We start from the raw sequence: 12,571 nt of genomic DNA, 5'->3' as shown, positions 1-12,571 counted from the left end.
ACCTGGTGAGCGCAACCGGAGGATCGAAGGCCTTGACGTTGCCGGAAATAGCGGCGCGGAAGGGCAAGACGCCACTTGTTTGCCTGACGGCCTATACCACGCCCGTCGCCAAGCTTGTCGACGACCATTGCGACCTGGTGCTGGTCGGTGACAGTGTCGGCATGGTGTTGCACGGCATGCCGTCGACGCTCGGCGTGACGCTCGAAATGATGATCCTGCACGGCAAGGCGGTGCGCCGCGGGCTTCAACGCGCCCTGATGGTTGTGGACATGCCTTTTGGTTCTTACGAGGAAAGCCCGGCGCAGGCCTTCCGCAATGCGGCCCGTGTAATGGTCGAGACCGGGGCGGCGGCGATCAAGCTCGAGGGGGGCGAACACCTCGCGGAGACAATCCGGTTTCTGACCGCGCGAGGCATACCCGTGATGGGCCATGTCGGACTGACGCCGCAGGCAGTCAATACTTTCGGCGGTTATCACGTTCAAGGCCGCGGCGAGGATGCCGAACGGATCCTGCGTGATGCAACAGCGGTGACCGAGGCTGGCGCATTCGCGGTCGTGCTCGAAAAGATACCTGAAGCTCTTGCTCGATTGATAACAGAGCAAGTGGCAATTCCCACAATCGGCATCGGTGCATCGCCAGCCTGCGACGGTCAAATCCTGGTCGTTGATGACATGCTGGGCTTGTTTGGCGAATTCCGCCCAAGGTTCGTCAAGCGCTATGCGGAACTGGGAAAGGACGCCGAGGCAGCGATCGCGGCATACGCAAATGAGGTGCGCGAGCGCGCCTTTCCGGGCGCAGAACACGTTTTTGATCATGGCCCGGGCACAGTCAGTGTAGGAGAAGCCACATGAGCACCGCGATCGTCCGGATCGTCTCCGAATTGCGCAGCATTGTAGCCGCCTGGCGCCGTGAGGGTTTGAGGATTGCCGTTGTGCCAACCATGGGCGCCCTGCATGAAGGTCATCTCAGCCTCGTGCGGGCAGCACTTGCCAAGGCTGATCGGGTGATCGTCACCCTGTTCGTCAATCCGAGGCAATTCAACAATGCCGCCGATCTGGCCGCATATCCGCGCACCGAACACGATGACGCCGCGAAGCTCGCAACCGTCGGCGCGCATATTCTTTATGCTCCCAATGCAGCTGACATGTATCCGCAAGGCTTCGCGACCACAGTTTCGGTCGGCGGTGTGAGCGAAGGGCTTTGCGGCACGTTTCGGCCCGGCCACTTCGATGGCGTGGCGACCGTGGTCACGAAGCTTCTTCTGCAGACTGGGGCCGATCTGGCGTTTTTCGGCGAGAAGGATTTTCAGCAGCTCCAGGTCGTGCGCCAGCTTGTCCGTGACCTCGATATCCCGATTGAGATCATCGCTGGCCCGACGGTGCGCGAGGCGGATGGCCTGGCAATGTCGTCGCGCAACGCGCGCCTGTCTTTGGCCGAGCGCAATAGGGCGCCTCGGCTGGCTGAAATCCTGGTCCAGACTGCCAGGCGGCTGAGTTCAGGAGAATCCGTACAGCGTGCGCTGAGTCTCGGCCGAGACGCGATCCTCGCCGTCGGCTTCTCGAAGGTGGAGTATCTCGAGCTGCGTGCGGATAGCGACCTTGCGCCACTACACACATTAGATCGACCAGCGCGGCTGCTTGTCGCTGCGTGGCTTGGCCAAACGCGGCTAATCGATAATTTTCAGGTGCCGTTGCCGCGCGCTGCAGCGTTGCATCAAACCGCTGCCTGAATCGGGGGGACATGGCAGCAACACGCCGGCATCGTGGACATGCTTGGCGGCCGGACGTTGCCCTGTCACCGGCTTATGGCGCGCAACGAGTCCTCAATGGTTGAGCTTGGCACTGATTTTGCGCTGCGTTGCATCGGGCTTGGGATCCGCCGGGTTAAACGCCAACCGCCAATGCCCCGCCGGTGAGGCCTGCGCCGGCGGCTGCCAGCAGCAGCTTCTCGCCCGGTCGAAAGGGATCGGCGTTGTGGGCAACGGACAGCGACAGAGGGATCGTCGCGGCCGACGAGTTGCCATGGTCGGCAATGGTCTTGATGATGCGTCCGTCCTCAATGCCAAGCGACTTGCCGACAGCGTTGAAGATGCGGGCATTTGCTTGATGCGGCACGAATCGGGCGATCTCCGGCGCTGAAAGGCCGGCCGCTGCCAGCGCCTCGACGGAACAGCGGCTCATCATCTCCACGGCCTTGACGAAGACCTCGCGGCCGTCAGCGATGGTCATGCGGGTTTCGGCGATGTCGATGTCTTCCGCGAAGGGACGCTTGCTGCCGCCCGCCGCGATATGGATCAGGCCATAAGCGGACCCATCCGAGGCGAAAGAGGCACCGAGTATGCCGTGGCTGGGATCATTTGACGGGGCCAGCACCACCGCACCTGCGGCATCGGCGAACAATACGGCGCTCGCCCGCTCGGTCGGATTGATCCGGCGGCTCAAAATGTTGGCGGCGATGACGATGGCCGGCTTGTTGTGCAGGCGCACGAAACCGTCGGCGAAGGTCATGGCGTAGATGAACCCGGCGCAGGCGCCCGCCAGGTCGACCCCACCGGCCTTTTCGAGGCCGAGCCTGTGCGCCACCAGTGGCGCGCTCGGCGGCAGCAAATGGTCAGGCGTCGAAGTCGCCAGAAGCAGCAGGCCGATCTCCTCGCGATCGATGCCGGCTGCCTGCAGCGCCATCTCGCCTGCCTTGGCCGCCAGTCCGGAAAGCGTGTCGTCGGGCTCTGCCCAGAAACGCGTGCGGATGCCGGTGCGCCCTTCGATCCAGCCTGCTTCCAGCCCGAGGCTTGTCTCGATCTCGGCATTGCCGACTTTTCGGGCCGGGACGTGATGGCCAAGGCCTATGATGCGCGCCGTGCGGTTCATCTTTTGTCGGTCGCAAGCCAGGCCGCCTCGTCGACGGCATCGTAGAGCCGGTCGAGTTCGCCCGATGTGACGCAATAGGGCGGCAGCACGTAGATGACGTTGCCGAGCGGTCGCACCAGCAATCCGCGATCGAGGAAAAAGGCGCGCAGCTTTGGGCCGACCTCGGCCAGATAGCCGGCATTGCCGACGCTGAGGTCAAGCGCCGCGATGGTGCCGGCCGTGCGCACATTTTCGAAACGCGGATCCCCGTTGAACCGTGCAACCTTTTCCGCCTGCATCCGCGACAGCGCGGCCACGCGCTCGGCTACTGGTTCGTCGTTCCAGATGCCGACATTGGCCAGCGCTGCCGCGCAGGCGATCGGGTTCGCCGTGTAGGAGCTCGAATGGAAGAAGGTCTTGGACCGATCGCTGGAGTAATGCGCGCGGAAGATCGCATCGGTGGCAAGCGTCGCCGCAAGCGGCAGCGAGCCGCCTGTCAGACCCTTGGAGGTGCACAGAATATCGGGCGCGACCGCCGCCTGTTCGCAGGCGAACATGGTGCCTGTGCGGCCCCAGCCGGTCATGACTTCATCGGCGATGAAAAGCGTCCCCGAGCGCTCGGCAATGCGCTTGAGTTCGGCGAGAACTGAGGCCGGATACATCAGCATGCCACCGGCGCCATGCACCAGCGGCTCGACGATCAGTGCGGCAACTTTGCGGTCACGCGCCAGCCGTTCGAAGGCGTCGAGCGTTTCCTGCTCCCGACCTGTGGCGGGAAAGGGGATGGTGTCGACCTGGAAAAGAAGCGGCTCGTAGGCGGCGTTGAAGACGCCGCGCGCGCCGACGCTCATCGTGCCGATTGTGTCGCCGTGATAGCTGTGTTCGATGACAACGATGCGCGAGCGCGGCGCGCCATTGTTGCGATGAAAGCCGAGCGCCATCTTCAGCGCCACCTCGACGCTGGTCGAGCCACTGTCGGAATAGAAGACCCAGTCGAGACCCGGCGGCGCCATGTCGACCAGCGCCGAGGCCAGTTGCTCGGCCGGCTCGTGGCTGAGGCCGGCGAAGATCACCTGGTCGAGCGTCTCGGTCGCCTCACGGATCGCCTCCACAATCTTCGGATGGCGGTGGCCGTGGGTGATGACCCACCAGGAGGAGATCGCATCGAGGATGCGCCTGCCTTCGCGCGTCTCGACATAGGCGCCCTCTGTGCGCGCGATCATCGGTGGAACCGGCTCGGTGGCATGTTGGGTGAAGGGATGCCAGACTGCGGAGCGGCTCAAGGTGAGGCCTCCATGAAGTCGGCGACGTTGAACGAGGCCCGCACGGCCGCGGCAAGCGTCTCAGGCTCCAGCGGATCAAGACGCGGCAGACGACCAAGCACCCGCACCTTGCCCATCTCGGCAATCGTCCTCTGCGTATCGGCCATCTCGTCGCCGATGAAAGCGACGCCGAGCAAAGGTATCGAGCGGGCGCGCAGAGCCTCGAGCGAAAGCAGGGTGTGGTTGATGGTCCCGAGCGCCGTGCGCGCGCAAAGAATGAGCGGCAGTTGCCAATCCCGGAAGATATCGATGAACCTCGTCTGCCGGTTCACCGGCACCATCAGCCCACCGGCACCTTCGATGATGAGCGGACCGGGCAGCTCCGGTAGCGAGAGCTTTGCCGCCTCGATCGCAACGCCATCGATTTCGGCCGACCGATGCGGTGACAGAGGCATCTTCAGACGGTACACTTCCGGCAGGACGCGCCCTGAAGGTAGGCCAGAAAGTCGGGCAACGACCTCGCTGTCGGTCTCCTCGTCGAGGCCGGATTGAACCGGCTTCCAATAGAAGCCGTCGAGCAGGCCCGCGAGACCGGCCGAAAACACGGTCTTGCCGATGCCGGTGTCGGTGCCGGTCACAATGAAGCGTGCCGTCATCGCGTGCGCTCCCATTCCTCGGCAAGCGCATCGAACAGCGCCGAGACGTCGTCCTCGGCGACATTCAGCGTCAGCGAGATCCTGAGCCTTGCCGTGCCCTCGGGCACGGTTGGCGGGCGGATGCCGCGCACATCGAAGCCGCGAGACTGCAAAGCCTCAGCCAGCGCCATGGCGCGTCGATTGTCGCCGACGATGATTGGCAGGATCTGCGAACCGCTCGCAGGCAGGCCCAACTCTCCAGCCTTCTTGGAGGCGAGCGCGACCAGCCCCGCCAGCCGTTCACGGCGATCCAGTTCGTCGGCGACGATGTCGAGGGCCGTTGCCGCCGCGACGGCCATCGGCGGCGAGGGTGCGGTGGCGTAGATGAAGGGCCGGCAGCGGTTGACGAGATAGTCGCACAGCAATTCTGGCGCGGTGACCAGCGCGCCGGACGCGCCCAGCGCCTTGCCGCAGGTGTGCAGCACCACGACATTGTCGCGGCCTTCGAGATCGTGCGCGAGACCGCGCCCGTCGGGACCATAGACGCCGGTAGCGTGCGCCTCGTCGACGAACAGGAATGCATCATGCCGGTCCGCGATCTCGATCAATTCACCAAGCGGAGCCCGGTCGCCGTCCATGCTGTAGAGGCTCTCGACCACGATCCACGCGCGGCCGGTGCCACCTCTCGCGCGCCAGGTTTGGATCGCATCGTCCACGGCGTCGGCATCGTTGTGCGCTGCTTCCGTCACTTCGGCGCGGCCGGCTCGCGCCCCCTCATGCGCGCTGGCATGGATGAGCTCGTCCAGCACCACCAGGTCGCCCTTCTGGGGCAAGGTCGTGAGCACCGCGAAATTGGCGACATAGCCGCCGCCGAAGAACAGCGCGCGCTCGGCGCCGAAGAAGCCGGCGGCCTTGGCTTCGAGTACCTCGTGTTCGGGGTCGTTACCGCGCAGGAGCCGCGAACCGGTCGCCCCAATGGGGGTGCCGGCGGCGAGTGCCGCGGCGACCGCCTCGGCCATACGCTTAGAGCGTGCGAGGCCGAGATAGTCGTTGGAGGCGAAGTCGAGCCCGGCGCGCCTGCTCAGGGCCCGCAACCGGTTCTTGCGGGCCAGACCGCTCAAGGTTGCCTCGTAGCGGTCGAGCATAGCTCGGCCGTTCACCCGCCCGTTCACTGGGCTTCGCGCTCCATCGGCTTGATGCCCAGCCGGCGGAACAGCGCGCTGTCCTTGTCCTCTCCGGGGTTATCGGCGGTCAGCAAGGTGTCGCCGACGAAGATGGAGTTGGCGCCCGCGAAGAAGCACAGCGCCTGCATCTCGTCGCTCATCGCCGTGCGCCCGGCCGAAAGCCGCACATGCGACTTCGGCATCATGATGCGGGCAAGCGCGATGGTGCGCACGAACTCGATCGGCTCGATGGGATCGGCCTCGCCGAGCGGCGTGCCCTCGATCGGGATCAGCATGTTGATCGGCACGCTGTCGGGCGGCTCCGGCAGGTTGGCTAAAGTCACCAGCATGTCGATGCGATCGGCCTTCTCCTCGCCCATGCCGACAATGCCGCCGCAGCAGACCTTGATGCCGCTGTCGCGGACATGGCTAAGCGTGTCCAGCCGGTCAGCGAAGGTCCGCGTCGAGATGATCTCGCTGTAGTAGCGCTCGGAAGTGTCGATGTTGTGGTTGTAATAGTCGAGGCCTGCCTGCTTGAGGCGCTGGGCCTGGCCGAGGTCGAGCATGCCGAGCGTCATGCAGGTCTCCATGCCGAGTGCCTTCACGCCCTCGACCATGGCGACCACCGCGTCCATGTCGCGCTGCTTGGGGCTGCGCCAGGCGGCGCCCATGCAATAGCGCGTGGCGCCCGCATCGCGCGCTTTCCTGGCCTCGGCGATGACGCGCTCAACCTCCATCAGCTTCGAGGCCTTGAGGCCGGACTGGTGATGCGCGGACTGGCTGCAATAGCCGCAATCTTCCGGACAACCCCCGGTCTTGATCGAAAGCAGGCGCGACAACTGCACCCGGTTGGGATCGAAATTCTCGCGATGGATGCTCTGGGCCTGGAAGAGCAGGTCGTTGAAGGGCAGGTCGTAGACCGCCTGGGCCTCCGCCCGCGTCCAGGGCGGTAGCGCCCAGCCGATTGGGTCCGATGTCAGGTCGGGGCTGAGTTCCGCGTTCATTCCACCTCCATCGTCAGGATATCCTTTCACAACTGGTTCCGCTGAATAAGCGTTGAACTTTCCGCAGCGGCCAGCTTGGCCAATTATCCGCCCACGAGCGTCGGTATCGGCAGAGCTTCGCGGATCTCGTTGAGAATCGAGAAGCTGTAGCCTCCGCCCGCATCGCGCTCCACCGAATAGGTCAGACGGTCAATGATGCGATTGTCCCTGTCGAAGGTCAGCACGCGCGGCTTGAGCGTGGTCAGCTCCCTCCCGTGTACATAGACCGAATTGCAGACGATGACCTGGTCGCCCGGCTGGCAGGTGCGGGCCGCGGCACCGTTAAGGATGCAACAGCGCGATCCACGCTCGCCGAGGATGACGTAGGTCGAGATCCGTGCGCCAGAGTTCTTGTTCCAGATCTCGACAAACTCCATCGGCAGGATGGCCGCCTCCTCGCAATGGTCGGGGTCGAGCGTTATCGAGCCATGATAGTCGAGGTTGGCCTCGGTGACGTGGATGCCGTGCAGCTTGCCGGCAACGATTTTACGCATTTCTTCCTCCAGAACATTTCCAATCATGAGCCACACCCCGTGTGTCTCGCGTCCTCGGTCGTTCTCGGTGGCTATTGCGCGGTTTCTTCGGCTTGAGCGGATGAACGCTCCCTTCTGATCGCATCACAGGATTCTGTGAAGGCGACGTCCAGCAAATAACCGAGAAGTTCCAGCCCATGAGAAGCAGCCATCTGGCGCAGTTCGTCGAGCCGGCAGATGATAAAGCCAAGCGCTTCCGCGCGCTCTTTTGCTTGTTGCTGGTCCGTCACTTCTGCGGGCAAGATAGTGTCGGCAGTCGATGAAGCCGGGGGCGTTCTGGCGTCAGGTAGCCTGCGGCCAAAGGAGTTCCTGGGATTCTGGTTCATATCCTCTCCCTCAGTTCAAATGCCTGCTCAAATTCCGGTCGGCCGGCATGTCGAGGCCGATGTCGAGGATAGGAGCGCTGTGGGTAAGCCAGCCGACAGAGATGAGATCGACCCCGGTCGCAGCAATTGCTGGGGCGGTAGCAGGCGTCACGCGGCCAGACGCTTCGGTGATCGCCCGGCCGCCGACCATCGCCACGCTCTGGGCAAGATCCTCGACCGACATATTGTCGAGGAGCACGGCGTCGACGCCGGCCTGGAGCGCCAGATCAAGTTGGTCCAGCGTGTCGACCTCGACCTCGATCTTGACCATGTGGCCAACCGCGCCGCGCGCTCGTTCGATCGCGGTGCGGATATCGCCGGCAAGTGCGATATGATTGTCCTTGATCAGCACGGCGTCATCGAGCGCGAAGCGGTGGTTGGCGCCGCCGCCAGCGCGCACGGCGTATTTCTCCAGGACACGCAGGCCCGGTGTCGTCTTACGTGTACACACGATCTTTGCATTATGGCCGCGCACCGCATTCACGAGCGTGGCCGTTGCCGTTGCGATGCCACTCAACCTGCACAGAAAATTGAGCGCCGTCCGCTCCGCTGTCAGCAGGCTGCGCGCAGGTCCCGTGACATTCGCGATTGTCTCTCCGGCCGATACCTTGCCGGCCTCGGGACAGCGCAACTGCATGCTGACCCCGGGATTGACCAGCAGAAAGGCAAACATTACCAGGTCGAGCCCGGCGACAATACCGGCCTGCCTTGCATTCAAAGCAAACGTTGCCTCGCAATCGGCGGGGATGATGGCATCGCTGGTGATGTCGCCGGCTCTGCCCAGATCTTCGAGCAGAGCACCGCGCACGATCGGCTCCATGATGATCTGGGGAAGCGGTGCAATGGAACTCATCAGCAACTCCGTTCGAATCGTTGACAGCTGAGCGCAACGGCACTCTCAAAAGCTGTGCAGAGCGTCAGTCGTGAAGGGCGAGCGTCAGAGTCGCGCTCGGGGAAATCGGACCGGTAGTGCGAACCACGGCTTTCTTCGCGTCGAAGGGCCGCGAGCGTGATCAACAGCGCCACCAGCGCCGGGTCCGCCGCCGTCGTCTCGCCAGCGGCGATCGGCAGCAGTGTGGCAACGGCCTCGCTCAGCGCCTTGCCATTGCGGACAATACCGAGCGCATTGGAGACGACCTGGCGTATGGATGAAGGGTCGGGTCGCAATGGAAGCATGGAGGGAACCCTGGGCCACTGCCACCCGGCGCTGGTGCCGGAAACGCTTGCCGCCACCCAGGCAGAGGTTGCAACCGCTTCGGCCAGCGAGTTGCTGGCAAGCCGATTGGCGCCATGCAGTCCGGTGCATGCCACCTCGCCACAGGCCCACAGCCCATTAACGGTGCTGCGCCCTTCAGCGTCCACCGCGACGCCGCCCATATGATAGTGAGCGGCGGGACGCACGGGGATCGGTTCGGCCGCCGGATCGATCCCGGCCTGTTTGCACGCAGCGTCGATTGCCGGAAAGCGTTTTGCGAATTTTTGCCCGAGGCATTGCCGGGCGTCGAGATAAACACGATGCCCGGCCGCGAGATGATGCGCGATTGCGCGTGCGACCACGTCGCGCGATCCGAGCTCGGCGCCGCGAGTGTCAGTCAGGAATCGATCGCCATGTTCGTCGACAAGCACTGCGCCTTCGCCGCGCACTGCTTCGCTCACAAGCGGCATCGGCCGGCGCGAGATGTCGAGCGCCGTCGGGTGGAATTGCACGAACTCCATGTCGGCGAGTTCCGCTCCAGCACAAGCCGCAAGCGCCAGCCCGTGGCCGAAGGAGGCAAGAGGGTTGGTCGTATCGCAAAACAGACCACCTAAACCGCCGGTCGCCAGGACTACACGGCGGGTGGGCAATGCGAAGACACTGTTGTCAAGCACAGCCAGCACACACACTATGCCGCCTTCCGCAACGGCCAGACGAAGGGCTGTTATGCCTTCCATGATGGTGATCGAACGCGTGCGCCGCGCCACGGCAAGCAGCGCATGAAACAACTGATGGCCTGTGGCGTCAGTGGCATGGACGATTCGGCGCCGTGAATGGGCTGCCTCCAGGCCAAGCCGCAGTTTTCCATCCAAGGCGCGGTCGAAGGGTGCACCAAGACGGATGAGGTTCTCGACGGCGTCAGGGACGGCTTCGACCACTCGCCTGGCAATTTTTTCGTTGCAAAGCCCATCACCGGCGGCAAGCGTATCGGCGAGGTGCAGGTCAGGGCTGTCGTCCTCGCCAAGGCTTGCCGCAAGCCCACCCTGCGCGAGCGTGCTCGAGGTATCCGTCCCGAGTGGCGTCCTGGAGAGGAGGACGACTGGTCGTGGCGCCAAGTGCAGCGCCGTCATCAGGCCGGCTAGCCCAGCGCCAATGATGACCGGCGCCTCGCCAATGTCATGGATGTATGGCGTCATACGAAGAGCATGCGCTCGACGGCCCAGCGGGCCCGCTCGGCGACACGCGGATCGATGGTGACGATGTGGCGGTTCTGCTCGAGCGCTGCGCGTATATTGGCGAGCGTAATGCGCTTCATATGCGGGCACAGATTGCAGGGACGCACGAAATCCACGTCAGGATGTGCGACCGCGACATTGTCGCTCATCGAGCACTCGGTCATAAGCACCACACGCGCCGGCTTGTGCCGCCCGACATAGTCGGACATCGCTGCCGTCGAGCCGGCGAAGTCGGCCTCGGCGACGACCTCTGGCGGACATTCGGGATGGGCAAGTACGGTCACGCCGGGATGTGCCTCCCGCAGTTCGCGAATGTCGATGGCTGTGAAGCGCTCGTGGACTTCGCAGCGGCCTTTCCAGGCAATGATCTCGACCTTCGTCTGCGCCGCGACGTTCCTTGCCAGATACTCGTCGGGCAGCATGATCACGCGCGGCGCATTGAGCGACTTCACCACCGCAAGCGCGTTTCCAGAAGTGCAGCAAATGTCGGACTCGGCCTTCACGGCTGCAGAGGTGTTGACGTAGGTGATGACCGGAACGCCAGGATAGCGCAGCCGCATCAGCCGCACGTCCTCAGCCGTTATCGAGTCGGCCAGCGAACAGCCGGCGGCAAGGTCTGGGATGAGCACGGTCTTGCCGGGATTGAGGAGCTTCGCCGTCTCAGCCATGAAATGCACGCCGGCCAGCACGATCAGATCCGCATCGACCGTCATTGCCTTGCGGGCCAGCGCCAGGCTGTCGCCGACAATATCAGCCACGCAATGGAAGATCTCGGGAGTCTGGTAGTTATGCGCCAGGATAACGGCATTGCGCTCGCGCTTCAGCGCCAGGATGGCGCCGATGTCATCGGCAAAGGCCGGCCATTCGATTGGCGGGATCACTCGCCGGACGCGCTCGTAGAGGGACGCGACCGTAGGTAACGCGCCAGTCATCAGCGCCTCCGCTTATTTTCCGGCTGAAAATAAGCGGCATATATCTACGCCGACTATAAAGGTGTCAAGCCCGCGAGAGTGGCAATTTTGTTCCGGCGACTGCCCGGTCATCGAGGACATCGCGTCGGAAGCGAAAGAGCTTTGCCGGCCGCCCGCCCGTATCGAGGGCGGTTTCGCCTGTTTCTTCCACCAACTCCTGCTGCTCGACGAGCCTGCGGAAGTTCGGCTTGTTGATGAGCCGGCCGGCCAGCGCTTCCACGGTTCGCTGCAGATTGAGCAGCGTGAAGCTCGGTCGCATGAGCTCGAAGACGACCGGCCGGTATTTGATCTTGGAGCGCAGCCGCGCGATGCCAGTCGCAAGGATCCGGCGATGATCGCAGACCATCGCCTTGCCTGACACTGTTGCCGGGAGCGTTATGCTCGCGTTGCCACCAGCCTCTTCGACCAGGCCCGCCTCGAAAAGCAGCTCATAGCGCTGCAGCGTAAGGTCCTCGTTCCAGGGGCGATCGTCGAAGGCAAACGCGATCGCCGCGCGCTGACGGCGTTCGCGTCGCGCTGCAATGCTGCTGGCACCCTTCGCCCAGGCAATCAGGCGCCGGTGCAGGATGCTCAGCGCTTCCGGCGCGCCGGACCGGTGGTCTTCCCATGGAAAATACGCGTACCAGCTTTTCCAGTGGGACTGGCGCGAGACGGCAATAGCTTCTTGCCGGGTCAGCGCAAGATAGCTGATCGAGATGTTGCGCTGTTGGCGCCCAGCCTCGATGCGGTTTCGGTCAGCGAAGGTATAGAGCTGCTCGATATAGCCAAGCGGGTGGCCTGTCTGTTGTTCGACCCAGTCCCTCAGGCCAGACTGCACGGAACGGTGGCTGAGCGCGAACGGCCCGGAGGGCAATGCATCCTGCTCTCCGATGGTGAGGACGCAAGGCTCGCGGTCTGTCACGGCAGCGACAACCGCGATCAAGTCCAAATTGATGTCGCGGCTTTCCCGAGCGTTGCTATCTTTGTTTCGTGTTGCTTGGTCGTGCATGTTGCCGAACGTGGCCGTGCTCTGTGAGTGACGCGGCTAAACCGATTTAATCAACGTGTACCATGCCGGGCCGCGCGTCAACGGCGTACCTGTACGGTCTTTTGGTGCTCGCACTTGCATAAAACTGGTCCAAACGCGACACCCTCGGTAGGTAACGCAACGGAAGGGCGCGCCTTTTTGCCGACCCTGAAGACGCGGCGAGCGCAACGAACAGGTTGAGACGGTCGAGCCCGGGTGCACCGCTCTGATGTCCTTTTGCAAGTGCGATCTGCGCAATAATCCACCCCACACCGATTTCCTCGGTCGGTTTCTCATTGACGGAGCGCCTATCGGTG

At 63.5% G+C, this 12,571-nt stretch carries 14 protein-coding genes; 2 read left to right on the top strand and 12 right to left on the bottom strand.

All coding sequences use genetic code 11. The features are described 5' to 3' along the window. The first annotated feature begins 5 nt into the window (after positions 1–5). Both panB and panC read left to right on the top strand, forming a co-directional pair. Positions 6–851, top strand: coding sequence for a 3-methyl-2-oxobutanoate hydroxymethyltransferase (gene panB / locus ABID26_RS33905; RefSeq protein WP_354417822.1), 846 nt, complete (start codon positions 6–8; stop codon positions 849–851). Continuing rightward, entirely contained in the window at positions 848–1,729 is an 882-nt protein-coding gene (panC, locus tag ABID26_RS33900) for a pantoate--beta-alanine ligase (protein ID WP_354417821.1), read from the top strand. The genes panB and panC overlap by 4 nt, the downstream gene beginning before the upstream one ends. 154 nt (positions 1,730–1,883) lie before the next feature. Here panC and ABID26_RS33895 read toward each other — a convergent pair whose 3' ends face one another. From ABID26_RS33895 to ABID26_RS33840, 12 genes are all read right to left on the bottom strand, one after another. After that, positions 1,884–2,867, bottom strand: coding sequence for a beta-ketoacyl-ACP synthase III (locus ABID26_RS33895; protein ID WP_354417820.1), 984 nt, complete (start codon positions 2,865–2,867; stop codon positions 1,884–1,886). Then, positions 2,864–4,129: an adenosylmethionine--8-amino-7-oxononanoate transaminase gene (locus tag ABID26_RS33890; protein ID WP_354417818.1), complete on the bottom strand. Its 1,266-nt coding sequence runs from the start codon at positions 4,127–4,129 to the stop codon at positions 2,864–2,866. Before ABID26_RS33890 ends, ABID26_RS33895 begins: the two co-directional genes overlap by 4 nt. Then, positions 4,126–4,764, bottom strand: coding sequence for a dethiobiotin synthase (gene bioD / locus ABID26_RS33885; protein ID WP_354417816.1), 639 nt, complete (start codon positions 4,762–4,764; stop codon positions 4,126–4,128). Before bioD ends, ABID26_RS33890 begins: the two co-directional genes overlap by 4 nt. After that, positions 4,761–5,903: an 8-amino-7-oxononanoate synthase gene (locus tag ABID26_RS33880; protein ID WP_354417814.1), complete on the bottom strand. Its 1,143-nt coding sequence runs from the start codon at positions 5,901–5,903 to the stop codon at positions 4,761–4,763. Before ABID26_RS33880 ends, bioD begins: the two co-directional genes overlap by 4 nt. 8 nt (positions 5,904–5,911) lie before the next feature. After that, a complete protein-coding gene (bioB, locus tag ABID26_RS33875) occupies positions 5,912–6,910 on the bottom strand; it encodes a biotin synthase BioB (RefSeq protein WP_354417812.1) in 999 nt (332 codons plus the stop codon). Between the two features lie 83 nt (positions 6,911–6,993). Continuing rightward, a complete protein-coding gene (panD, locus tag ABID26_RS33870) occupies positions 6,994–7,443 on the bottom strand; it encodes an aspartate 1-decarboxylase (RefSeq protein ID WP_354417810.1) in 450 nt (149 codons plus the stop codon). A gap of 71 nt (positions 7,444–7,514) precedes the next feature. Then, positions 7,515–7,808, bottom strand: a complete 294-nt coding sequence (locus ABID26_RS33865) for a hypothetical protein (protein ID WP_354417808.1) — start codon at positions 7,806–7,808, stop codon at positions 7,515–7,517. A gap of 10 nt (positions 7,809–7,818) precedes the next feature. Further along, positions 7,819–8,700, bottom strand: a complete 882-nt coding sequence (gene nadC, locus ABID26_RS33860; RefSeq protein ID WP_354417901.1) for a carboxylating nicotinate-nucleotide diphosphorylase — start codon at positions 8,698–8,700, stop codon at positions 7,819–7,821. After that, a complete protein-coding gene (locus ABID26_RS33855; RefSeq protein WP_354417899.1) occupies positions 8,700–10,238 on the bottom strand; it encodes an L-aspartate oxidase in 1,539 nt (512 codons plus the stop codon). Before ABID26_RS33855 ends, nadC begins: the two co-directional genes overlap by 1 nt. Next, a complete protein-coding gene (gene nadA / locus ABID26_RS33850; RefSeq protein WP_354417806.1) occupies positions 10,235–11,209 on the bottom strand; it encodes a quinolinate synthase NadA in 975 nt (324 codons plus the stop codon). Before nadA ends, ABID26_RS33855 begins: the two co-directional genes overlap by 4 nt. Before the next feature lie 64 nt (positions 11,210–11,273). Then, positions 11,274–12,236, bottom strand: coding sequence for an NUDIX hydrolase (locus tag ABID26_RS33845; RefSeq protein WP_354417805.1), 963 nt, complete (start codon positions 12,234–12,236; stop codon positions 11,274–11,276). Positions 12,237–12,282: 46 nt separating this feature from the next. Next, positions 12,283–12,571: hypothetical protein (locus ABID26_RS33840; protein ID WP_354417803.1), on the bottom strand; the 289-nt coding region annotated here is incomplete at its 5' end.

Origin of the sequence: Mesorhizobium shonense (genome assembly GCF_040545255.1) — a bacterium.
Classification (GTDB): domain Bacteria; phylum Pseudomonadota; class Alphaproteobacteria; order Rhizobiales; family Rhizobiaceae; genus Mesorhizobium; species Mesorhizobium shonense.
This window is presented reverse-complemented; position numbering and strand designations above follow the sequence as displayed.

Coding starts and splice junctions, on each gene's coding strand:
- panC (WP_354417821.1), top strand. CDS start 848: ATGAGCACCGCGATCGTCCGGATCGTCTCCGAATTGCGCAGCATTGTA.
- bioB (WP_354417812.1), bottom strand. CDS start 6,910: ATGAACGCGGAACTCAGCCCCGACCTGACATCGGACCCAATCGGCTGG.
- ABID26_RS33845 (WP_354417805.1), bottom strand. CDS start 12,236: ATGCACGACCAAGCAACACGAAACAAAGATAGCAACGCTCGGGAAAGC.
- ABID26_RS33855 (WP_354417899.1), bottom strand. CDS start 10,238: ATGACGCCATACATCCATGACATTGGCGAGGCGCCGGTCATCATTGGC.
- ABID26_RS33865 (WP_354417808.1), bottom strand. CDS start 7,808: ATGAACCAGAATCCCAGGAACTCCTTTGGCCGCAGGCTACCTGACGCC.
- nadA (WP_354417806.1), bottom strand. CDS start 11,209: ATGACTGGCGCGTTACCTACGGTCGCGTCCCTCTACGAGCGCGTCCGG.
- ABID26_RS33895 (WP_354417820.1), bottom strand. CDS start 2,867: ATGAACCGCACGGCGCGCATCATAGGCCTTGGCCATCACGTCCCGGCC.
- nadC (WP_354417901.1), bottom strand. CDS start 8,700: ATGAGTTCCATTGCACCGCTTCCCCAGATCATCATGGAGCCGATCGTG.
- bioD (WP_354417816.1), bottom strand. CDS start 4,764: ATGACGGCACGCTTCATTGTGACCGGCACCGACACCGGCATCGGCAAG.
- panD (WP_354417810.1), bottom strand. CDS start 7,443: ATGCGTAAAATCGTTGCCGGCAAGCTGCACGGCATCCACGTCACCGAG.